General features: G+C 72.2%; 20 protein-coding genes and 1 other RNA gene. 12 read left to right on the forward strand and 9 right to left on the reverse strand.

Going from position 1 to position 20,675, the window contains the following annotated elements; translation table 11 throughout:
* Nucleotides 1-1,952, reverse strand: a 1,952-nt coding sequence (locus VIM26_RS07965; protein WP_331949919.1) for a bifunctional [glutamine synthetase] adenylyltransferase/[glutamine synthetase]-adenylyl-L-tyrosine phosphorylase, incomplete at its 3' end; no start/stop codon positions are given.
* Nucleotides 1,953-2,001: 49 nt separating this feature from the next.
* Nucleotides 2,002-3,336 (reverse strand): type I glutamate--ammonia ligase, encoded by a 1,335-nt coding sequence (gene glnA, locus VIM26_RS07970; protein ID WP_331949921.1) that lies wholly within the window; start codon nucleotides 3,334-3,336, stop codon nucleotides 2,002-2,004.
* A gap of 301 nt (nucleotides 3,337-3,637) precedes the next feature.
* Between glnA and VIM26_RS07975 the strand changes: the two genes are divergently transcribed.
* The 3 genes from VIM26_RS07975 to panB all read left to right on the forward strand — a co-directional run bounded on the left by VIM26_RS07975 (nucleotide 3,638) and on the right by panB (nucleotide 7,480).
* Nucleotides 3,638-4,606, forward strand: coding sequence for a hypothetical protein (locus VIM26_RS07975; protein ID WP_331949923.1), 969 nt, complete (start codon nucleotides 3,638-3,640; stop codon nucleotides 4,604-4,606).
* 293 nt (nucleotides 4,607-4,899) lie between these two features.
* A complete protein-coding gene (locus VIM26_RS07980) occupies nucleotides 4,900-6,600 on the forward strand; it encodes an NAD+ synthase (RefSeq protein ID WP_331949925.1) in 1,701 nt (566 codons plus the stop codon).
* 22 nt (nucleotides 6,601-6,622) lie between these two features.
* On the forward strand, nucleotides 6,623-7,480 hold the full coding sequence (gene panB, locus VIM26_RS07985) for a 3-methyl-2-oxobutanoate hydroxymethyltransferase (RefSeq protein WP_331949927.1): 858 nt from the start codon (nucleotides 6,623-6,625) through the stop codon (nucleotides 7,478-7,480).
* A gap of 119 nt (nucleotides 7,481-7,599) precedes the next feature.
* Here the strand turns inward: panB and VIM26_RS07990 are convergent, their stop codons facing one another.
* The gene (locus tag VIM26_RS07990; protein WP_331949928.1) at nucleotides 7,600-8,001 is read right to left on the reverse strand and encodes a nuclear transport factor 2 family protein; all 402 of its coding nucleotides are present in this window, start codon (nucleotides 7,999-8,001) and stop codon (nucleotides 7,600-7,602) included.
* 20 nt (nucleotides 8,002-8,021) lie between these two features.
* On the reverse strand, nucleotides 8,022-8,213 hold the full coding sequence (locus VIM26_RS07995) for an SPOR domain-containing protein (RefSeq protein ID WP_331949930.1): 192 nt from the start codon (nucleotides 8,211-8,213) through the stop codon (nucleotides 8,022-8,024).
* A gap of 57 nt (nucleotides 8,214-8,270) precedes the next feature.
* Between VIM26_RS07995 and map the strand changes: the two genes are divergently transcribed.
* The 5 genes from map to VIM26_RS08020 all read left to right on the forward strand — a co-directional run bounded on the left by map (nucleotide 8,271) and on the right by VIM26_RS08020 (nucleotide 11,721).
* Nucleotides 8,271-9,143, forward strand: a complete 873-nt coding sequence (gene map, locus VIM26_RS08000) for a type I methionyl aminopeptidase (protein ID WP_331949932.1) — start codon at nucleotides 8,271-8,273, stop codon at nucleotides 9,141-9,143.
* Nucleotides 9,140-9,928, forward strand: a complete 789-nt coding sequence (ppgK, locus tag VIM26_RS08005) for a polyphosphate--glucose phosphotransferase (protein ID WP_331949934.1) — start codon at nucleotides 9,140-9,142, stop codon at nucleotides 9,926-9,928. Before map ends, ppgK begins: the two co-directional genes overlap by 4 nt.
* 55 nt (nucleotides 9,929-9,983) lie before the next feature.
* On the forward strand, nucleotides 9,984-10,772 hold the full coding sequence (locus VIM26_RS08010) for an MBL fold metallo-hydrolase (protein WP_331949936.1): 789 nt from the start codon (nucleotides 9,984-9,986) through the stop codon (nucleotides 10,770-10,772).
* 151 nt (nucleotides 10,773-10,923) lie between these two features.
* Nucleotides 10,924-11,379: a hypothetical protein gene (locus tag VIM26_RS08015; protein WP_331949938.1), complete on the forward strand. Its 456-nt coding sequence runs from the start codon at nucleotides 10,924-10,926 to the stop codon at nucleotides 11,377-11,379.
* Between the two features lie 60 nt (nucleotides 11,380-11,439).
* On the forward strand, nucleotides 11,440-11,721 hold the full coding sequence (locus tag VIM26_RS08020) for a hypothetical protein (RefSeq protein WP_331949940.1): 282 nt from the start codon (nucleotides 11,440-11,442) through the stop codon (nucleotides 11,719-11,721).
* A gap of 84 nt (nucleotides 11,722-11,805) precedes the next feature.
* On the opposite strand, the gene VIM26_RS08025 is transcribed toward VIM26_RS08020, so the two are convergent.
* The gene (locus VIM26_RS08025) at nucleotides 11,806-12,075 is read right to left on the reverse strand and encodes a hypothetical protein (RefSeq protein WP_331949942.1); all 270 of its coding nucleotides are present in this window, start codon (nucleotides 12,073-12,075) and stop codon (nucleotides 11,806-11,808) included.
* A 203-nt stretch (nucleotides 12,076-12,278) separates the two neighbouring features.
* Nucleotides 12,279-14,072: a methyl-accepting chemotaxis protein gene (locus VIM26_RS08030; RefSeq protein WP_331949944.1), complete on the reverse strand. Its 1,794-nt coding sequence runs from the start codon at nucleotides 14,070-14,072 to the stop codon at nucleotides 12,279-12,281.
* Nucleotides 14,073-14,592: 520 nt separating this feature from the next.
* On the opposite strand from VIM26_RS08030, the gene VIM26_RS08035 reads away from it, so the two are divergent.
* Together VIM26_RS08035 and VIM26_RS08040 are read left to right on the forward strand one after the other, a co-directional pair.
* Nucleotides 14,593-14,778: a hypothetical protein gene (locus VIM26_RS08035; protein WP_331949946.1), complete on the forward strand. Its 186-nt coding sequence runs from the start codon at nucleotides 14,593-14,595 to the stop codon at nucleotides 14,776-14,778.
* Between the two features lie 61 nt (nucleotides 14,779-14,839).
* Entirely contained in the window at nucleotides 14,840-16,300 is a 1,461-nt protein-coding gene (locus VIM26_RS08040) for an FtsK/SpoIIIE domain-containing protein (protein WP_331949948.1), read from the forward strand.
* Nucleotides 16,301-16,438: 138 nt separating this feature from the next.
* Here VIM26_RS08040 and rnpB read toward each other — a convergent pair.
* From rnpB to VIM26_RS08055, 3 genes are all read right to left on the reverse strand, one after another.
* Nucleotides 16,439-16,831: RNase P RNA component class A (gene rnpB, locus VIM26_RS08045), an RNA gene on the reverse strand.
* Between the two features lie 77 nt (nucleotides 16,832-16,908).
* Nucleotides 16,909-17,502 (reverse strand): NAD(P)H-dependent oxidoreductase, encoded by a 594-nt coding sequence (locus VIM26_RS08050; RefSeq protein ID WP_331949950.1) that lies wholly within the window; start codon nucleotides 17,500-17,502, stop codon nucleotides 16,909-16,911.
* A complete protein-coding gene (locus VIM26_RS08055) occupies nucleotides 17,499-18,953 on the reverse strand; it encodes a DHA2 family efflux MFS transporter permease subunit (RefSeq protein ID WP_331949952.1) in 1,455 nt (484 codons plus the stop codon). The genes VIM26_RS08050 and VIM26_RS08055 overlap by 4 nt, the downstream gene beginning before the upstream one ends.
* A 68-nt stretch (nucleotides 18,954-19,021) precedes the next feature.
* Between VIM26_RS08055 and VIM26_RS08060 the strand changes: the two genes are divergently transcribed.
* Complete coding sequence (locus VIM26_RS08060) at nucleotides 19,022-19,699, forward strand: TetR/AcrR family transcriptional regulator (protein WP_331949954.1); 678 nt, start codon at nucleotides 19,022-19,024, stop codon at nucleotides 19,697-19,699.
* Between the two features lie 45 nt (nucleotides 19,700-19,744).
* A complete protein-coding gene (locus tag VIM26_RS08065) occupies nucleotides 19,745-20,644 on the forward strand; it encodes a peroxide stress protein YaaA (protein WP_331949956.1) in 900 nt (299 codons plus the stop codon).
* The last annotated feature ends 31 nt before the right edge of the window (nucleotides 20,645-20,675 follow it).

Below are 20,675 nucleotides of genomic sequence, written 5' to 3' on the forward strand. Positions count from 1 at the left end.
GCGTCGGCCTCGGCGGCGAGGCGCTCGGGAGAGCGCGGGGCGAGCTCGGCGTCGTCGGCCAGCCACGCCACGGACTCCGGGGAGCGCGCGAGGGCCTCCGCGACGTAACGCGAGGTGGACAGCACCCGCGCGAGGCGGGCGGCCGCGGTGCCCGAGTCGCGCAGCAGGCGCAGGTACCAGTGCGTGGTGCCGAGGGTGTCGGACAGCCGCCGGAAGTTGAGCAGGCCGGCGTCGGCGTCGGCGCCCTCGGCGAACCAGCCGAGCATCACGGGCAGCAGCTGGCGCTGGATCGCCGCGCGGCGTGAGACGCCCTCGGTGAGGGCCACGATGTGCCGCAGCGCGCCCGCCGGGTCGCGGTAGCCGATGGCGGCGAGCCGCGCGCGGGCGGCGTCGGGCGCGAGGGCCGCCTCCGCCGTCGAGAGCTGCGCGGTCGCGGGCAGCAGCGGTCGGTAGAAGAGCGCCTCGTGCAGCCCGCGGACCTCGCGGCGCGTGCTGCGCCAGCGCTCCATCAGCTCGTTGGCGCCCTCGGCCCGCATCCCGATCGAGCGGGCGAGGCGCCGCAGGTCGGCGTCGGACGTCGGCATGAGGTGGGTGCGGCGCAGCCGGTGCAGCTGGATCCGGTGCTCGAGGGCGCGCAGCAGGCGGTAGCAGACGGCGAGGCGCGCGGCGTCCTCGCGCCCGACGTAGCCGCCCGCGGCGAGCGCGGCGAGCGCGGTCAGCGTGCTGGGGCTGCGGATCGAGGTGTCCGCGCGCCCGTGCACGAGCTGGAGCAGCTGGACGGTGAACTCGACGTCCCGCAGCCCGCCGACGCCGAGCTTGAGCTGGCGGTCCGCCTCGGCGACCGGGACATTCTGCTCGACCCGGCGGCGCATCGCCTGGGAGTCGGAGACGAAGTTCTCCCGCTCGACCGCGGACCAGACCAGCGGGTTCATCGCGGCGACGTACGCCTCGCCGAGCGCGCGGTCCCCCGCGACCGGCCGGGCCTTGAGCAGCGCCTGGAACTCCCAGGTGCTGGCCCAGCGCTCGTAGTACGCGCGGTGGCTCGACAGCGTGCGCACGAGCGGGCCGTTCTTGCCCTCGGGGCGCAGCGCGGCGTCGACCGGCCACAGGGCCGGCTCGCCGGACGGGTTGGCGCAGGCGCGCGCGAGACTGGTCGCGAGCCGGGCGCCGACGGCGAGCGCGTGCTCCTCGGTGACCGCATCGGTGGGCTCGGCGACGTAGATGACGTCGACGTCGCTCACGTAGTTCAGCTCGCGCCCGCCGGTCTTGCCCAGCCCCAGGACCGCGAGCCGCACCCCGGCTCCGTGGTCGTCGAGCTCGGCGCGCGCGAGCGCGAGGGCGGCCTCGAGCGCGGCCGCCGCGAGGTCCGCGAGCGCGGCCGCGACCCCCGGCAGCCGGCTCAGCGGGTCGGTGCTCGTGAGGTCGGTTGCGGCGATGCGCATCAACCGTCGGCGGTAGGCCCGGCGCATCACGTCCCACCCGGCGGGGCCGACGACGTCGGCCACCGGCACCTCGGCGTCGGGGTCCGCCCCGACGGAGATGAGCAGCTCGGCGCGCACCTCGGCGACCTGCACACCGATGCCGGGAGTCAGGTCGGCGAGCACGTCGAGCTGGTCGGGGTGCGCGGCGAGGGTGTCGCCGAGCGCGACCGAGGCACCCAGGACGGCGAGCAGCCGGTCCCGCTCGAGGCCGCGACTCAGCAGCCCCGCGAGCAGCGTGCGCTGGGCGGGGTTCTCGCGGACCGATCCGGCGATCCGGGCGAGGGCGAGCAGCGCCTGGTCCGGGTCGGCCACCTCACCGAGGGCGCCGACCAGTCCCGCCACGTCGTCGTCGGTAACGTCGCCGACGACGGCGACCAGGTCGGCGTCGGCCAGCATGCTCTGGGCACGCCTGACGTCAGCGAATCCGAGCCGGGTGAGCCGGCCGGCCAGGGTGCCGCCGCGGGTGCTCACGCGCTCACGGTAGCTCTGTCGTGCGAAAGGGGTGCACCGCGTCCAGGGTTCACAGGATCGGCAGGAACCGCCGCAGCTCGTAGGGCGTGACCTGCCCGCGGTAGTCGTCCCACTCCTGGCGCTTGTTGCGCAGCACGAAGTCGAAGACGTGCTCACCGAGCGTCTCGGCGACGAGCTCGGAGCGCTCCATGATCAAGATCGCCTGGTCCAACGACTGCGGCAGCGGCTCGATGCCGACCGCGCGGCGCTCGGCGTCGGTCAGCTCCCAGACGTCGTCCTCGGCGCCCTCGGGCAGCTCGTAGCCCTCCTCGACGCCCTTGAGGCCGGCGGCGAGCAGCACGGCGAAGGCCAGGTACGGGTTCGCGGCCGAGTCCAGCGCGCGGTACTCCACGCGGCTCGAGTTCGACTTGCCGGGCTTGTACATCGGGACCCGGACCAGCGCGGAACGGTTGTTGTGGCCCCAGCAGACGTAGCTCGGCGCCTCGGCGCCGCCCCACAGCCGCTTGTAGGAGTTCACGAACTGGTTCGTGACCGCGGTGATCTCCGGCGCGTGCCTGAGCAGGCCGGCGATGAAGTTGCGCGCGACCTTGGACAGCTCGTACTGCGCGCCCGGCTCGGCGAACGCGTTGCGGTCGCCCTCGAACAGCGACAGGTGGGTGTGCATGCCCGAACCGGGGTGGTCCGCCATCGGCTTGGGCATGAACGACGCGAACGTGCCCTGCTCGAGCGCGACCTCCTTGACCACCGTGCGGAACGTCATGATGTTGTCCGCTGTGGTCAGGGCGTCGGCGTAGCGCAGGTCGATCTCGTTCTGGCCCGGCCCGGCCTCGTGGTGGGAGAACTCGACCGAGATCCCCATCGACTCGAGCATCCCGATCGCCGAGCGCCGGAAGTCGTGCGTCGTGCCGCGCGGCACGTGGTCGAAGTAGCCGCCCTGGTCCGCCGGGACGAGCGGCTTGGACAGGTCGCTGCTCTCGAAGAGGTAGAACTCGACCTCGGGGTGCGTGTAGAACGTGAACCCCTGGTCGCTCGCCTTCGCGAGCGCGCGCTTGAGCACGTTGCGGGAGTCGGCCAGCGACGGCTCGCCGTCGGGGGTGAGGATGTCGCAGAACATCCGCGCGGTGCCCTGCCGCTCGCCGCGCCACGGCAGGATCTGGAACGTGGTGGGGTCGGGCATAGCGATCATGTCCGCCTCGTACACCCGCGTCAGGCCCTCGATCGAGCTCCCGTCGAAGCCGATCCCTTCCGAGAACGCCGACTCGAGCTCCGCGGGCGCGATCGCCACGGATTTGAGGATCCCGAGCACATCGGTGAACCAGAGGCGGACGAAGCGGATGTCCCGCTCCTCGACCGTGCGGAGCACGAACTCTTGCTGCCTGTCCATGCCCCCATCCTGCCCGATAAAGGTTTCGGGTTGGTGACATCCCCGGCGGCGGTCTCGGTGAGGCCGTGCGGGGAGCGTGCTGGCTGCCCGACGGCGTCCCGGACGCTGGGTGTATGGGTGGGCGCATCGGGCGTGCACCTGGGGGTGCGCATCGGATACACCCAGCGACACACCCAGCCCGGTGGCCATCGACGGCGGGCCCAGGATGGCTATGCGTCCACAGGCTCGATGATCGCGTGCCCGTCCACCGGGAGCCGCCGCGCCGAGCGCGTGAGCGTTCCGGCTCCGGCAATATCCACCTATGGGTTCCCCCGACCTCCCACCCGAGCTCGCGTCCATCGCGAGCTTTCAGAGCGGGCTCGTCACGCGATCCCAGCTCACCGCCGCGGGCATCACGTCGGCCGCCGTGCGGCACAGGGCTCAGCGATCGTGGCGACACGTGCTTCCTGGGGTGGTGGCCCTGTTCACCGGCCCGCTCAACCTCGATCAGCGTCTGGTCGCGGCGCAGCTCATGTGCGGCCCCGAGGCCAGGGTGAGCGGAGCGACGGCCGCACGATGGCATGGGATCGCGTCGGTCATCGACGACGGTCGCGTCCACATGCAAGTGCCAGGGAATCTGGCCGCGCGACGGTCGGGGTTCGTCGTCGCCACCCGGAGCAAACGCATCGCGCCGGCCGCGGTGTGCCGCGGAATCGTCCGAATCGCGCCGCTCACGCGTGCTGTCGCGGACGCGGCCCGCGGGGCCCGGTCGCAACGTTCGGCGGACGCCGTCGTGATCGAAGCGCTCCAGCGGCGCCTGCTGCGACCCGAAGACCTCGAGCACGAGCTCGGCGCCGGCGCCCACCGTGGTTCAGGCATTCTTCGGCGGGCGATCGCGACGGCCCGCAGTGGCGCGTGGTCGGTCGCTGAGGTCGACCTTCTCGACCTGCTCGGAACCAGTCCGGTACTCCCGAAAGCGTGGCCGAACCCCGAGCTGCGAGCCTCGGACGGCACGGTCCTGCCCTCTCCGGACGCCTGGTTCGACGACGTCGGCCTCGCCGTCCAGGTCCACTCCGCCAAGCACCACTCCGCGTCAGCCGACTGGGACCGGACCGTACGCGTCGACAGTGTCTTCGCCGAGTACGGGATCAGCCGCCTCGCGGTCACTCCGCACGAGATCCTGACCAACGGACGACAGGTCCTAGGCCGGATCGAACGGGCACATGCCGCTCGCGCGGGCATGCCGCGTCCTGCCGTCTCGATGACGCCGCGCGGACCTGGCCGGATCTGACACCCCGTTGAATTTCCGACGCGCCACATTGCCCGGGGCGCCCAAGTCTGCTCCCGAAACATGCCGTATCAGGCCGGACGTCCCCAATTGGGGCTGGGTGTATGGCTGGGTGTATCGAAAATGCACCGGGAGGTGCACTCTCGATACACCCAGCCATACACCCAGCGGTCCGAAGCCTCATGAGCAGGCATCGGACCGGGCACCGACGGAGACGACCGCACCGGACCCACGCCTCCCGCACCTCCGCGCGGACCGCGGAACTGGCGGGGGGCGGGGCGCAATAGGGTCGGGGCATGGTGAATGTGCGCATCGCGCTGGCCCAGGTCGACACGTGTGTCGGCGATCTCGCGGGCAACACCCGGACCGTGCTCGAGTGGACCCGGCGGGCGGCGCAGGCCGGGGCCGACGTCGTCGCGTTCCCCGAGATGACCGTCACCGGGTACCCGATCGAGGACCTCGCGCTGCGGGCCTCGTTCCGGCGCGGCGCCGAGGCTGCGCTGCAGTCGATCGCGACCGGGCTGGCGCAGGAGGGGCTGGGCGAGCTCGTCGTCGTCGTCGGGAGCGTCGGGGAGCGGACCACGCGCGAGCACGACGCCGCGCCGGCGCGCCCCACGAACCAGGCCGTGGTGATCCAGCACGGCCGGGTCCAGGCCCGCTACGACAAGCACCACCTGCCGAACTACGGCGTGTTCGACGAGTTCCGGATCTTCGCCTCGGGCACCGAGCCGTGCGTCCTCGACGTCCACGGGCGGCGGATAGGCCTGGTGATCTGCGAGGACATCTGGCAGGACGGCGGCCCGGTCGCCGCGATGGCCGATGCCGACCTGGACCTGCTGCTGGTCATCAACGGCTCTCCGTTCGAGGACGGCAAGGTCCACCTGCGCACCGAGCTGGCCGCTCGCCGGGCCCGCGAGGTCCGCGCGCCGGTCGCCTACGTCAACATGGTCGGCGGCCAGGACGACCTCGTGTTCGACGGCGGCTCGTTCGTGGTCGACGCGGACGGCGACCTGCTGGCCCGCGCTCCGCAGCTCGTCGAGCACCTGCTCCTGTGGGACCTGCCCGACGCCACGCTCGAGGGCGCGACCGGCGACGCCTCCGCCCCCGCCGCCGCCATCCCCCGCACCGGGCCCGAGATCGCCCCGGACCTCGACCCCGACGAGGCGATCTACAAGGCGGTCGTCGCGGGCCTGAGCGGTTACCTGCGCAAGAACGGCTTCGGCTCGGTCGCGCTCGGCCTGTCCGGCGGGATCGACTCGGCACTGGTCGCGGTGATCGCGGCGGACGCGATCGGCGGCGAGCACGTCGTCGGCGTCTCGATGCCATCGCGGTACTCCTCCGAGCACTCCAAGGACGACGCCGCCGACCTCGCCAAGCGGATCGGCGCCGACTACCGCATCCAGCCGATCAAGCCGATGGTCGACGTGTTCGAGGCCGAGCTCGGGCTCGAGGGCGTCGCCGCGGAGAACCTGCAGGCGCGCATGCGCGGCGTGATCCTGATGGGCCTGGCGAACGCCGAGGGCCACCTCGTGCTCGCGACCGGGAACAAGTCCGAGCTCGCGGTCGGCTACTCGACCGTCTACGGGGACGCCGTCGGGGGGTACGCGCCGCTGAAGGACGTGGACAAGTCGCGCGTGTGGGCGCTGGCCCGGTGGCGCAACAACGCCGCGCTCGACGTCGGCAAGCTGCCGCCGATCCCGGAGAGCTCGATCACCAAACCGCCGTCGGCCGAGCTGCGCCCCGGCCAGGTCGACCAGGACTCGCTGCCGCCGTATGAGCTGCTGGACCGGGTCCTCGACGCGTACGTCGAGCACGCGGAGGGCCGGGTCGAGCTGCTGGCCCGCGGGTTCGACCCGGAGATCGTGGACAAGGTCCTCACCCTCGTCGATCGTGCCGAGTGGAAGCGCCGCCAGTACCCGCTCGGTCCGAAGGTCACCGGGCTCGCCTTTGGCCGGGACCGTAGGCTGCCCATCACGACGCTATGGCGCGAGCCGTGAGCACCTACCAGGAGCCGCACCGATGACTGAGTCCGCCGCCGGCACGCCCGCGACCTCCCCGCGCCCCGCCGCACCCGCACCCAAGCGCGTCCGGGTGCACCACCTGCGCGAGGCCAAGGAACGCGGCGACCGGCTCACCATGTTGACCGCCTACGACTACCCGACCGCCAAGATCTTCGACGAGGTCGGAATCGACATGCTGCTGATCGGCGACTCGATCGGGAACACGATGCACGGCGCCGAGACGACCATCCCGGTCACCGTGGACGAGCTGATCCCCGCGGTGCGGGCGGTCTCGGTCGCGGCCAAGCGCGCGCTCGTGATCGCCGACCTGCCGTTCGGCTCGTACGAGGCATCCCCGGAGCAGGCGCTCGCGACGGCGGTCCGGATGCTCAAGGAGGGCGGTGCGCACGCGGTCAAGTTCGAGGGCGGCCGCCGCGTCGCGGCCCAGGTCCGGATGCTCACCAACGCGGGGATCCCCGTCTTCGGGCACCTCGGCTTCACTCCGCAGTCGGAGAACCTGCTCGGCGGCCCGCGCGTGCAGGGCCGCGGTGACGACGCCGCCGAGCGTCTCTCCGCGGACGCCGTCGCGCTCCAGGAGGCCGGTGCGGTCGCCGTCGTGCTGGAGATGGTGCCGGCGCCGCTCGCCGCGCGCGTCACCGAGGTCCTGCACATCCCGACGATCGGGATCGGGGCGGGACCGGACTGCGACGGTCAGGTGCTCGTCTGGCTGGACATGGCCGGCATGGGCGACTGGGCGCCGAGGTTCGCCAAGCACTTCGGCGAGGTCGGGGCTGCGCTGCGCGCGGCGGCAACCGCCTACGCCGACGAGGTCCGCACGGGCACCTTCCCCGATCTCGCCCACTCGTTCCCCAAGTAGCCACCCCCGGCCGGCGCCACGCCGCAACTCGCAACTCGCAACGTCCGAGCGCTGACGTCCTATAGGACGTCAGCGCTCGGACGTTAGCGTGCCGTCGGTGAACTGCGCGACTCGGCGGGCTACTCGGTCTCCGTCGCCTGTGACCAGACCACCTGCCACGGAGCATCCGGCGCAACCCGCCGGTAGCAGTCCAGGTGCCAGCACTCGAGCGGGCGGCCGCCCTCGCCCTGGATGTGGATGTCGATCGCGGACCGGTAGCGCAGCACCGCGAGGTTGCCGTCCACCATCGCCTCGATCTCGGAGATCGCCTCGAAACGGCGGTAGTTGATCCGCCTCGACACGACTCCCCCGATGTACTCCTCCTTCGACCACGCGCCCCCGCCGGGGTTGACCAGGACGAAGTCCGCGGTGTGCAGCGCATCCAGGGCGGGGGCGTCGGCGTCGACCAGCGCCCGCAGCCGGGTGCGCTCGAGGTCCTTCAACTGCTCAGCGTCCTTCAACTGCTCAGCGACTGAGGTCATCCGCGAAGGTTAACGACCGGTCAGGTCGTGTCGCGCTCGTCCTGCTCGTCCCAGGCCTTGGTCCGATCCGCCGCCTGCTCCAGGGCGTGGGCCGCGGCCTCCCTGCTCGGGTAGGGCCCCATCAGGTCCCGCCACGAGCTCTGGTGGCCCTCCTCGATCTGCTTCGTCCTGGCGTTGAACCAGAACTCGCCGGACTCGTCCGCACCTGCCATGACGCACCTCCACCTCGTGCCCGCAACCGGGCTCCTATGGTCCGTAGACTGCCAGTCATGGCGACAGCGAGCACCACCAGCCGGCCCATCACGCCGGGGGTGATCAGCCCCCGCCGCTCCGTGCCCAGCTCCATCGCGCGCCCGGAGTACGTGGGCCGACCCGGACCCAAGGCATTCGAGGGCAGCGACGTCGTCGCCCCCGAGACGGTCGACCGGATCAGGGTGGCGAGCCGCATCGCGGCGCGCGCCCTTGCGGAGGTCGGCCGGGCCGTCACCCCCGGCATCACGACCGACGAGCTCGACCGGATCGGCCACGAGTACCTCGTGCGGCACGGCGCGTACCCGTCCACCCTCGGCTACCGCGGCTACCCCAAGTCGCTGTGCACCTCGGTCAACGAGGTGATCTGCCACGGGATCCCGGACTCCACCGTGCTGGTGGACGGCGACATCGTGAACGTCGACATCACCGCCTTCATCGGCGGCGTGCATGGCGACACCAACGCGACCTTCCCGGTCGGGGAGATCAGCGAGTCCGCGGCGCTGCTCGTGGAGCGCACCCGCGAGTCGCTGGCCCGCGCGATCCGGGCCGTCGTCCCGGGTCGCGAGGTGAACGTGATCGGACGCGTGATCGAGAAGTACGCCCAGCGGTTCGGCTACGGCGTCGTGCGGGACTACACCGGCCACGGCGTCGGCGAGGCCTTCCACTCGGGCCTGGTCATCCCGCACTACGACGCGGCCCCGGAGTACGCGACCGAGATCAAGCCCGGCATGGTCTTCACGATCGAGCCGATGCTCACGCTCGGCACCCACGAATGGACCATGTGGGACGACGGCTGGACGGTCCTGACGGCCGACGGCGCCCTCACCGCACAGTTCGAGCACACCCTGCTGGTCACCCAAACCGGAGCGGAGATCCTGACCTCGCCATGAGCCAGAACCCTGGGACGAAGAAGTCCACCCCATCGGTCGCCTTCGGCATCGACATCGGCGGCAGCGGGATCAAGGGCGCGCCGGTCGACCTCGCGCGCGGGGAGTTCTCCGCCGACCGCGTGCGGATCGCGACCCCCGACGTCTCGACACCGGAGAACGTGGCCGACATCGTCGCGAAGGTGATCTCCTCGTTCGACCTCCCGCTCGACGTGCCCGTCGGGATCACGTTCCCGGCGGTCGTCCAGCACGGCGTGGCCCGCAGCGCGGCGAACGTCGACTCGTCCTGGATCGGGACGAACATCGAGACCGTCATGGGCAAGGCGCTCGGCCGCAAGGTGGTCGCGTTCAACGACGCGGACGCCGCCGGGTTCGCCGAGGCGAGGTACGGGGCCGCCCGCGGCTCGACGGGCGTGACCCTCGTGACGACCCTCGGCACCGGCATCGGCACCGCGATGGTGGTCGACGGCGTGCTGGTCCCGAACCTCGAGTTGGGTCACATCGAGATCGACGGGCGCGACGCCGAGTCCATGGCGTCGGACGGCGCCCGCGACCGCGAGGACCTCAGCTGGGAGGAGTGGGCCCAGCGCCTGCAGCGCTACTACGGCGTGCTCGAGGACCTGCTGTGGCCGGACCGGATCATCGTCGGCGGCGGGGTCAGCAAGAACCACGCGAAGTTCCTGCCCCTGCTGCACCTGCGGGCCCCGATCGTGCCCGCGCAGCTGCGGAACGCGGCCGGGATCGTCGGCGCGGCGGCCCTCGCGGCACGCGCCGAGCAGAACCGCTGAGCCGGCGCACGGGGATCGGGCCGGGCGCGACTCGCGTGGCGAACGGACCGGTCGAGTGACGGCCCGCGAGCTGACCGAGGTGGCGCCCGGGGTGTGGACCGCTACCGCCGTGATCTGGAGGTCGCTCAGCACAGTGGTCGTCGCCGACGACGGCGCGTGCCTGGTGGTCGATCCCGGCATCACGGTCGCGGAGATCGCCGGGCTGGCGACGGCGATCCGCGAGCGCGGCTGGTCGGTCGTGGCCGGTTTCTCGACCCACCCGCATTGGGATCACGTGCTGTGGGCGCGCGCGCTCGGCGACGGCCCGCGGTGGGCGACCCCCCGCGGCGCGGCCCACGCGCACGCCACCCGACCGCACGTGCTCGCCGAGGCCGACGCGGCGGCGCCCGGTCACGACCGAGACCTGACCGGCCGGCTGACCCCCTTGCCGGACGGCGCGGGCGAGATCCCGTGGGACGGTCCGCGCGCCGTCGTCGTCCCGCTCGCGGGGCACTGCCCGGGGCACGCCGGGCTCGTGCTGCCGGCCGGCGGGGTGCTGCTCTCCGGGGACATGCTCTGCGACGAGGAGATCCCCCTGCTCGACGTCGACGCGGCGGACCCCGTCGCGGACTACCGCGCGGGGCTCGACGCGCTCGAGGCCGCCGCGCGCGAGCACCGCATCGAGGTGCTCCTCCCCGGGCACGGTCACGTGGGTGACGTTCGCGAGATGGGCCGACGCCTCGCGAAGGACCGGGCCTACCTGGACGAGCTCGAGGCGGGCCACCCGTGCACGGATGCGCGGGCGGAGACTCCGTGGCTGGCGCAGGAGCACGCCCTGCAGTTCGCGCGCCTGCACGGCGCCTGACCCACCCCGCGTAACGTCCGAGCGTTGACGTCCTATAGGACGTCAACGCTCGGACGTTGCGGGTGGGGGCGGTGCGCCCCGCGTCGCGCCGGCGGATAGGCTTCGCGCGCGTCGCGCAGCGCGCCGCGTTCCGTTCCTGGGGAGCCCCGTCATGACCGTTCGATCCGAGCTCTTCGTGGCCGACCACACCGGCGCCCTCGCGCGCGCCGATGCCCGCGACGCCGGGCGCGAGCCGAAGGCCGTGGACGCGGCCCTCGACCTGTCCGGCGTGGAAGCCCTCGACCTCGAGGTCCTCGGCGAGATCGCCGCGCGCGCGGTGCAGTACGGCAACGGTGAGCTCGAGCTCCAAGAGGTCGACCTCGACCGCGAGTCGCTGTTCGAGGTGCCGTCGTTCCTGCGCGAGGTCCTGGTCGAGCTCGGTCGCGCCGAGGACGTCGAGCTGCCCGGCGAGGTCGCCTCGGAGTGGGCGGCCGACGAGGACCTGGACCTCACGCCGCGCTCCGCGCTCCCCCTCGTCACGTCGATCATCGCCCTGCTCACCGCGGCGAGCGAGACCGGCCGCAACGTGTACCTCTGGGTCGCATCCGCCGGCGGCGACGAGCTCTGAACGGGCCTCGCAGACCGCCCGGCTGCGGATGAAACCCGCGCGCCGGGGCGTTATCCCGGTATGACAACGGACACCCTCCTCTCGCGCGCGTACGTCTCGCCCGATGACGTCGCGCGCGCCATCTGGCGCATCGACGCCTCGCCCACGCACGCCCTGCCGGCCGACGACCTGCCGGCCGACGACCTGTCGGCGGACGACCTGTCGGCGGACGACCTGTCGGCGTACGTCCTGCCGGCGTTCGTCCTTCCCGAGGACCTTCCGCGCGCCGAGTTCGAGATCATCGACGGGATCGCCTGCCCGATCGACCCGCAGGACGCGCTCGACTGCGAGTCCTGCCAGTAGTTCGCCGGCAGTAACGCCGAGAAGTCGAAAATCGCCCGTCCGGATCGAGTCCGACGGGCGATTTTCGACTTCTCGGCGAGCGGGTCAGGCGGCGGCGGCCTGCCGCAGGGCGTCGAGGGCTTCCTCGACCTCGCGCCAACTCTCGATGAACACGCGCCCGTGCAGGTTCTCCGGGTCGAGCCCGCGGTAGGTGCCACGCTCGTAGTCGAGATGGTGGGTGAACTCGTGCGCGAGCACGGTGTGGATGTTTCCCGCGTGCAGCGCCTTGTACCAGAGCGTGATCCGGCCGCCGTCGAACCCACGGGAGTACCGTCCGAGCTGGTGCACCTCGCCGGTGGCAGGCCACGGGAGCACGATTGGCTCCGGAACATCGAAATGCGCGGCAAGCCCGCGCACCAAATCCTCGAGCTGGCTCGCGCAGTCCACGCGATCCCCGGTAATGCGGCGACGACGCTGTCCCCTGGTTAACATTCGGCCCCCTGAATGTGTGGCCCTCACCATCGCATACCACATGCCCGTTGACACGTTTCACGGATGTAACGATCGGCGCGCCGTTGTCAGTACGTGAAGGCGGCGACACGTTCGCGCAGGTCAACGGACAGGCGGGCGAGATTGCCGACGGACGCATCGATCTCGCCGAAGAGACGGCTCGAGCTCGTGGAGGACGAGGCAACGCCGGTGATGTTGGCCGCGATCTCCCCGGAGCCGTTGGCCGCCTCGGCCACGGATCGGGACATCTCGTTGGTCGTGGCGGTCTGCTCCTCCATCGCACTCGCGATGGTCAGCTGGTAGTCGTTGATCAGCACGATGATCGCGCTGATCTCGCCGATCGCCGCCACGGCGTCGGCGGTCTCGAGCTGGATCGCCTCGACCCGCCGGGTGATCTCCTCCGTGGCCCGCGCGGTCTCCCGCGCGAGCTCCTTGACCTCGCCGGCGACGACCGCGAAGCCCTTGCCTGCCTCACCTGCGCGCGCCGCCTCGATCGTCGCATTCAGGGCGAGCAGGTTCGTCTGCGCGGCGATCGACGTGATCGCCTTGACCACGGCGCCGATCTCCGCCGACGAGAGCCCCAGCTTCGTCACGATCTCATTCGTCGAGGACACCACGCCCGTCGCGCGACCTGCCACCGTTGCCGCCTCGCTCGCGTTCTGCGCGATCTCCCGGATCGAGGCCCCCATCTCCTCGGTTCCCGCCGCCACCGTCTGCACGTTTCGGCTCACCTGCTCCGCGGCCGCGGCCACGACGCCCGCCTGCGTGGTGGTCGCCTCCGCGTTGAAGGCCACCTTGGAGTTCGACGCCGAAAGCTCACCCGCGGCCGCACCCACGGTCTGGGCCGTCGCGGAGACCCCAGCCATCGTTTCCCGGAGCCACGCCCGAGCCGTCGAGATGGCCCGCCCGATGTCGCCCAGCTCGTCGCGTCCGGTCGGGACGGAAAGATCGAGCAGATTGCCGCGCGCGATCGCCTGAATGCTCCCCAGCGCGAGCCCGACGTCCCGGCGGGAGCTCGCGACCACTGCGGCGGCCCAGAGCAGCGCGACCAGAAGGCAGGCCAGCGTGATTGCGAGCGTGGTGGATCGGCGCTCGGAGAGGCCGGCGATTCGCGTGGCGAGCAGGCGGTCCAGCGCCACCCCTACGGAGACGGCGCCCTGGCCGGTCGCGCGGCCGGCCGCGGCCGGATCCGCGCCCAGCGGGTGGCCGAGGCTTGCCGTCAACGTCGAGGCAAGCTCGTTGACCACGCCTGCGGCCGCGGTCAGGCCCTGGGTGTCTCGGCCGACGGCGCCGTCCACGGTACGTGCTGACGCGGTCTCGACGTCGGACTTCATCGCGGCGGCGGCACTCGCCAGCTGTCCGGCGAGCACCGCCTGCGTGGCGACCCGGAGCTCCGGGGTGCCGGTCGGCGGCAGCGCCGCCTGTGCGCCCATCAGCAGCGCCTTGGGGACCTGCACGACGAGCGCGTCCATCAGATAGAACGAGTCGAGGTCCGGGTCGAGGATCAGATTCGAGCTGTTACCCGCCGCGGTCACGAGATCGACCAGCGCGGCGCCGAGCGCTGCCCGCCCAGCCGGCGTCGTCGCTGCGGCCTCGAGGCCGTCGACGGCGGACATCGCCGCACCCAGGTCGAGGCCTGGCTCGGCCGTGACCGCTGCTCGAACAGCGCCCAGGTCGGGGGTCTCGCCGATGGCGGTCGCGGTGAGCGCCGCGAGGGCGGGCGAGAGGACCGTCATGCCGGTGCGCTCGGCGGCGGAGAAGGCCACCTGGGAGCCCATGACGCCGGCGAACGACCAGGTCGCCACGAACGTCGGGATGAGCAGCACGCCCACCAGGAGCCCGAGGCGAGCGCTCAGTCGCATGCGGGACAGCACACCGGACGCGATCCGCCCCGCGCCCTGCTGACGCCCACCCGGCCCGGCTTCCGATGGTGGCCCGACTCGTGCATGATCCTGCGACACGATGTGCCTCTCGTCTGCGGTCACCGGGACTTAGGTCCTACGCGATCCTCTCGCCCACATCGGTGCGTTCCTGCAGGAAATGAGGCAACTGCGTGTGCCGATCGAGCGAATCGGTTGCGGATCGCCGAATCCGGGCGTGCACCGCATCGCTCGGGGCCGGCGGTGACGGAAAGCCGGTCGAACCGGGGCCGCCCCGCCCGCGCGCGCGACGGGGTCCGGCCGGATCGAATCGGTAGTCTTTGCCCCAACCCCACGAGCTCGGAAGAGCGCTGCGTGGGTACCGACCCCGACACCAAGAGGTGGATGGCATGGCGATCAAGGTTCAGCCGTTTGGCTTCGGCACCCACGTTCGGACGAGTCAATCGGCGGGCACCGGCTCGTCTGCGGCCACCCGGGCGGGGGTCGCGCGATGAGCGTCGCCGTGACGGCAGTACTGCTGGCCATCGCGGTGCTGGCGTTGATCCGCGCGGGCAAGGTACACGCCGGTGGGGCATTGGTGTGTGTGATCTTCGGGCTCGTGCTCGGCTCCACGGCGGCGGGTCCCGTGGTGAACAACTCCCTGTCCAACATCGGGAATTGGGTGTGGTCCCAGGCAACGTCGCTGTGACCGCTCGGGACCCGGCACGGGAGCAGACCGGCGATCGGTCGGTCGCGCCCGCCGTGGCGACATGAGTCGCCTGGGCGGGGTTCGGTTCGGCAGAGGTTTCCCGCTGCAGCTGAACGCGCCGAAGGTCTCGATGTCGACGTTCATCTCGATGTGGTTCCTGGGGCGGATCGCTGCCGGGTTCGGGTTCCTGTTCCGGCACTGGATCCTGACCGGCTCGATCGTGCTGGTCGTGGTGATGACGCAGGTGCCCTCCGTCCGGCTCGTCGTGGCGATCCTGGCGCTCGCCGGGGTGGCCGCGCTGGTGACCTGGCGGGTCCGGTGGCGGGACTCCTTCGAGGAGGACGTCGTCGCGCGGATCCGTGGCTTCTGGCGCGAGTCGCGCGTCTATCGCGGTCGCTGGCCGGGCGCGATGATCACCAGCAAGCTCTCGGTCCAGCACGCGGGGGCCCATCACCTGCCCCGCCTGCTCCGGGTGCGGATCAGCGGCGACATGGACCTGGTGCACGTGCGGATGATGCCCGGTCAGACGGTCGAGACCTGGACCGCGGCGGCCGAGGGTCTGGCTCAGACGTTCGGGGTCACCGGGTGCCGGGTCCGCATCGTGCCGGACCGTCCGCACGACCTGGTCCTGTGGATGCTGGTCCGCGACCCGCTGGTCGACGACATCGCCCCGTTCGACCAGTCCGACGCCGACGGGCCGCCCGACCTCAGCGCGCTGCCGGTCGCCCTCGGCGAGGACGGCACGGTCTACCGGCTGCGGCTGCTCGGCAGCCATGTCCTCGTCGCGGGCGCCACGGGTTCGGGCAAGGGCTCAGTGATCTGGTCGATCCTGTCCGCCCTGGCTCCCGGCATCGGCTCCGGGCTCGTGCAGGTGGTCGCCCTGGACCCGAAGGGCGGGGTCGAGCTCGCCCTCGGACGCCGGCTGTTCGCCCGGTTCGTCTACGGCGACCCCGACTCCGGCTCGGCGTACGAAGCCGAGTTCGCCGACGCGCTCGAGGAGCAGGTGGCGGTCATGCGCCGCCGCCAGCGGTCCCTGCGCGGGGTCTCGCGCCTGCACACCCCCACCAGCGCCGATCCGCTGATCGTCGTCGTCATCGACGAGCTCGCGAACCTGACGTCCTACCTCGTCGACCGGGAGAGCAAGGCCCGCATCGCGGCCGCGCTGTCGCTGCTGCTGTCCCAGGGGCGCGCGGCGGGGGTCACCGTGATCGGGTCCGTGCAGGATCCCAAGGAGGTCGCGGACCTGCGCGCCCTGTTCCCCACCCGTATCGGCCTACGGATGACCGACGCCGCCCAGGTCGCCCTGGTCTTCGGCCCGGGCGCCCGGGACCGCGGCGCACTCTGCGATCAGATCCCCGAGGAGCTGCCCGGCGTCGGGTACGTCAGCCTCGAGGGAGTCCGGGACCCGGTTCGAGTCAGGTTCACCCACGTCCAGGACACCGACGTCGGCGTGCTCAGCGACCGGGCCGGGAGGTATGCGCAGGACCGCCAGCCGGCGCCCCGGTGGACCGTGACCGGGTGACGCGCTCGCCCGTCGGGCCTCCAGAGTCCGGCGCCGCACGCGAACTGGGAGTTGTTGTCGCCGCAAGGCGACAACCACGAGAACGTCTCGCAGTTCGCGTGCGGACACAGCGTTTCCGGGGGAACGTTCGCTGAGGTGCGGATGAGCTGGCCTGTACGCCGGGTTCTGTACCCGCGCAGGGTTACCCCCGCGCGGGTGGCGACCATCCATCTACGACGTACGTTGCCGCACGCCTCCAGCGGTCTACCCGAGAGCTCGGGCGGGCCGCCCTCAAGCACTCTCTGTCTGACCTTGCTCCGGGTGGGGTTTGCCTAGCCGCACCGGTCACCCGGCACGCTGGTGGTCTCTTACGCCACCGTTTCACCCTTACCCCGCGAACCCTTGCGGGCCAGCGTGGCGGTCTGTTCTCTGTGGCACTTTCCCGCGAGTCACCCCGGGTGGGAGTTACCCACCACCCTGCCCTACGGAGCCCGGACGTTCCTCGGCCCCCGCGACCGAAGTCATGGGGAACGCGGCCGCCCAGCCAGCTCATCCGCGTGCCCAGCCTAGCCCGCCGCCGGGGCCGGGGCCGACGCCGGGGCGACGCCGGGCCGACGCCGGCCGCCCGCTCAGGCCGACGCGGCGCGGCTGAGCTCGGCGACGGCCGGCGCTCGGACCACCCGCAGGGCGTCCGACCAGGCGACCAGCTCGTCCAGCATGGTCTCGAGCGACGCGGCCTGGTGCACGCCCGGGGTCACGCGGACGCCCTCGAAGTCGGTGAACACCGACAGGGCGACCTGGGCGCGGACGTCCGCGATCTTCAGCTCCGAGGCGATCAGGCGGAGGTGCTCGACCGCCCGGGCGCCGCCCTGGAGCCCGTAGCCGACGAACCCTGCCGCCTTGTCGTTCCACTCCGTGTACAGGAAGTCGATCGCGTTCTTCAGCGCGCCGGACGTGGAGTGGTTGTACTCGGGCGTGACGAAGACGTAGCCGTCGAACGACGCGATGGCGGCGGACCACGCCCGGGTGTGGGCGTGCTCGTAGTGCGGGCCGAACGCCGCAGGCTGGGGCTCGTCGAGGAGCGGCAGGTCGAAGTCGGCGAGGTCGACGAGCTCGAACGTCGCGTCGTCACGCAGGGCGGCGACGTCGTGGACCCAGCGGGCCACGGCGTCGGCCCGGCGGCCGGGGCGGGTGCTGCCGACGATGATTGCTATCCGGGTCATGGGTGGTGCTCCATCTCGTGTGAGGTTCGGACGTGAGAGCGATGTTGTTCGACGACGAGCCAGCCGGCGGCGGCGAGCGCGGCGAGCGCCGCGCCGGTCATCCACCAGAAGGTCGTCTGGAAAGCGGTGGTCGCAGCGACGCCGCGAACCCCCTGGTTCAAGTTGCTGGTGAGGACGACGACGAGCAGCGCGCCGCCGAGCGCCCCGCCGACCCTCGACAGGATGTTGATCTCGGCGATGGCGTCGGCCAGCTGGTGCCGGGCGACGGCGGCGAGCGCGGCCGCGACCACCGGCGCCCCCGAGAGCGCCAGCCCGACGCCGCGCAGGACCTGCAGCGCCTCCAGCGGAACCAGGCCGACGTCGGCGGGGAGCCAGCCCATCGGTGCCGTCGCGACCGCGGTCACCGCCAGCCCCACGGCAGCCACCCGGCCGCCGCCGAACCGGTCGGTCAGTCGCCCGGCGATCGGGAACGTCGCCGCGGCGGCGAGGCCGAACGGCAGCAGCAGCAGCCCGGTCTCGACGATCGGCCGCTCGCGCTGCAGCTGGAAGTACAGCGGCAGCACGACCTGCCCGCCGAACAGGGCCGCACCACCGAAGAACAGCTCGACGCAGGCGGCCGCGAACACCCGATTGGTGAACACGCGCAGATCGAGCAGCGGGTGCTCGCGGCGCAGCGACCGGCGCCCGAAGGTGACCAGCGCGGCGGTGCCGCCGAGCAGGGCCAGCAGCACGGGCGCGGCCGTGAGGGTGGCGCGGGAGCCCGCCTCGGTGATCCCGAAGACAACGAGCGGCAGGCCGACAGCCACCAGGACGAGCCCCGACACGTCGAGCCGGGACGCCGGGGCCCGCTCGCCGCGCGGTACGAATCGCAGCCCGAGCACGACACCCAGGACGCCGACCGGCAGGTTGATTCCGAACAACCACTGCCAGGACAGATGCGCGAGGAGCAGCGCGCCGACGGCCGGCCCGAGCGCCGGGGCGAGCACGGTCGGGACTCCGGTGATGCTCAGGACGCGGCCCATCCGCTCGGGCCCGGCCGCCCCCGCCAGGACCGTCATGCCCGTCGAGACGAGCAGCCCGCCCGCGACGCCCTGGAGCGCGCGACCGGCGATGAGCAGGCCGATGCTCGGGGCCAGCGCACAAAGCCCGGACGCCGCCGTGAAGGCGCCCAGCGACCACAGCCACCCTCGGCCGGCCCCGAACCGCCGGCTCAGCCAGCCGGACGCCGGGAGGGCCGCGGCCAGGGCGAGCAGATAGCCGCTCGCGATCCACTGCGTCGTCGCGAGCGGCGCGTCCAGCCGGCGGCCGATCGTGTCCAGCCCGACGTTCACCAGCGAGGCGTCCAGCCCCGACATGAAGGACCCGAACGTCACGACCGCCGCGATGCCCCAGACCGACGCCGGGATCGCCAGCAGGTCGGGCACGGGCGGCGCTGTCGTCGGTGGGCTCATGTCCGGTAAAGTACAACGTGCATGGCAACAAGTAAAACGATGACTGCAATTCTTTGGAGAGACTCGCGATGACCAGCCAGGACGTGCCGCCGCCCACCCCACCCCGCGAGCGCCGGGGGCTCGCGGAGAAGCGCGCCTCGATCACCCAGGGCGCCCTCGTCGTGTTCGGACGGGACGGCTACACGCGCGCCAGCATCGACGCGATCGCGGCCGAGGCGGGCGTTTCCACGCGCACCATCTACAACCACTTCGAGGACAAGCAGCAGCTGTTCCTGTCGGTCATCCAGCAGAGCGCGACCCGGGTCGCCGCCGCCCAGATCGGGCTGCTGGACCGCTACCTCGAGCGGGTCACAGACCTGGAGGCCGACCTCGTCGCCCTGGGCTGCGCCTGGACGAAGCCGATGGCCGAGTTCACCGACCATTTCGCACTGGTCCGCCAGATCAACGCCGAGGTCGGGCACTTCCCGCAGGCCGGGCTCGACGCGTGGCAGGAGACCGGACCGCGGCGGGTCCATCGCGAGCTCGCCCTTCGCCTGCGCCGGCTCGCCGACGAGGGGCGCCTCGCGATCGGGGACGCCGACCGCGCGGCGACCCATTTCGTGCTGCTCGTCGGCTCGGAGCTCACCAGCCGCTCCTACTTCGGCGCGATCCCGTTCGAGGAGTCCGAGGTCACCGAGATCGTCACCGCGGGCGTCCGCACGTTCCTGCACGGCTATCTGGGCCCGCCGCCGGCCACCGCGCCGTGAACGGAGCGGCGGGTCCGTCGCCCGCGCCCGGCTAGGGTTCCGGGCGTGCTCGTGCTCCTCCCGCCCTCCGAATCCAAGACCGCGCCCGACGACGGCGCGCCCGTCGACCTCGCGGCGCTCGGCTCCCCCGGGCTCACCAAGCACCGGTCCGTCGTGCTCCGGGCCCTGGCCAAGGCAAGCGCGCGGCGCGATGCCGCCGCGGTGCTCGGCGTCGGGCCCAGCCTGCTGGCGGAGGTCGCGGCCAATCGGCACCTGCGCACGGGGCCATCCGCCGCGGCGTCGTCGGTCTACTCCGGGGTGCTCTACGCGGCCGCCGGCCTGGCCGACCTGCCCGACGACGCCGCCCGGGCTCGCGCCGAGGACTCGATCCGGATCGTCTCGGCGCTGTGGGGCCTCGTGCGGCCCGCCGATCGCATCCCCGCCTACCGGCTCTCGATGGGCACCGACCTGCCCGGGGTCGGGCCGCTCGCGCGGGCCTGGCGCCCGCTGCTGGCCGTCGAGCTCGACCCGCGAGCCATCGCCGGGGAGCTCATCGTCGACTGCCGCTCGGCTCCGTACGTGGCCGCCTGGCGCCCGCCGTCGGGCACGGCCGGGTCGACGCCATCAGGCACCGCCGGGTCGACGCCGACGGGCACGGCCGGGTCGACGCCGACGGGCACGGCCGGGTCGACGCGGTCGTTGCCGCCTATTGGCGGAGCTCGCTGGGTCGCGGTGCGCGTGCTGCGCGAGCTCGCCGGGCGGCGAACCGTCGTCTCGCACTCGGCCAAGCACACCCGCGGAGTCCTGATCCGGCACCTGCTGGTGCGCCCCGGGCCGGAGCCGACCACCCCACTCGAACTCCTCGACGCAGCCCGCGAGCTGATCGGCGTCGACCTCCTCGACGCCGAGCTGTCCGACCCCACCAGCGCCCGGACCCCCCACCTCCTCACCCTGACCGTCACCTAGCCACCCACCTAGCCCGGCCGGCGGCCCAGTT

Origin of the sequence: Pengzhenrongella sp., from assembly GCF_036565025.1 — a bacterium.
Taxonomy (GTDB): Bacteria; Actinomycetota; Actinomycetes; order Actinomycetales; family Cellulomonadaceae; genus Pengzhenrongella.

Bases quoted from the DNA above. Each gene is read 5' to 3' on its own strand.
- panB (WP_331949927.1), top strand. From the start codon at position 6,623: ATGACTGAGTCCGCCGCCGGCACGCCCGCGACCTCCCCGCGCCCCGCC.
- VIM26_RS07995 (WP_331949930.1), bottom strand. From the start codon at position 8,213: ATGGCAGGTGCGGACGAGTCCGGCGAGTTCTGGTTCAACGCCAGGACG.
- VIM26_RS08030 (WP_331949944.1), bottom strand. From the start codon at position 14,072: ATGCGACTGAGCGCTCGCCTCGGGCTCCTGGTGGGCGTGCTGCTCATC.
- VIM26_RS08020 (WP_331949940.1), top strand. From the start codon at position 11,440: ATGACAACGGACACCCTCCTCTCGCGCGCGTACGTCTCGCCCGATGAC.
- VIM26_RS07975 (WP_331949923.1), top strand. From the start codon at position 3,638: ATGGGTTCCCCCGACCTCCCACCCGAGCTCGCGTCCATCGCGAGCTTT.
- map (WP_331949932.1), top strand. From the start codon at position 8,271: ATGGCGACAGCGAGCACCACCAGCCGGCCCATCACGCCGGGGGTGATC.
- VIM26_RS08055 (WP_331949952.1), bottom strand. From the start codon at position 18,953: ATGAGCCCACCGACGACAGCGCCGCCCGTGCCCGACCTGCTGGCGATC.
- VIM26_RS08015 (WP_331949938.1), top strand. From the start codon at position 10,924: ATGACCGTTCGATCCGAGCTCTTCGTGGCCGACCACACCGGCGCCCTC.
- VIM26_RS07980 (WP_331949925.1), top strand. From the start codon at position 4,900: ATGGTGAATGTGCGCATCGCGCTGGCCCAGGTCGACACGTGTGTCGGC.
- VIM26_RS07990 (WP_331949928.1), bottom strand. From the start codon at position 8,001: ATGACCTCAGTCGCTGAGCAGTTGAAGGACGCTGAGCAGTTGAAGGAC.
- VIM26_RS08060 (WP_331949954.1), top strand. From the start codon at position 19,022: ATGACCAGCCAGGACGTGCCGCCGCCCACCCCACCCCGCGAGCGCCGG.
- VIM26_RS08040 (WP_331949948.1), top strand. From the start codon at position 14,840: ATGAGTCGCCTGGGCGGGGTTCGGTTCGGCAGAGGTTTCCCGCTGCAG.
- glnA (WP_331949921.1), bottom strand. From the start codon at position 3,336: ATGGACAGGCAGCAAGAGTTCGTGCTCCGCACGGTCGAGGAGCGGGAC.
- ppgK (WP_331949934.1), top strand. From the start codon at position 9,140: ATGAGCCAGAACCCTGGGACGAAGAAGTCCACCCCATCGGTCGCCTTC.
- VIM26_RS08050 (WP_331949950.1), bottom strand. From the start codon at position 17,502: ATGACCCGGATAGCAATCATCGTCGGCAGCACCCGCCCCGGCCGCCGG.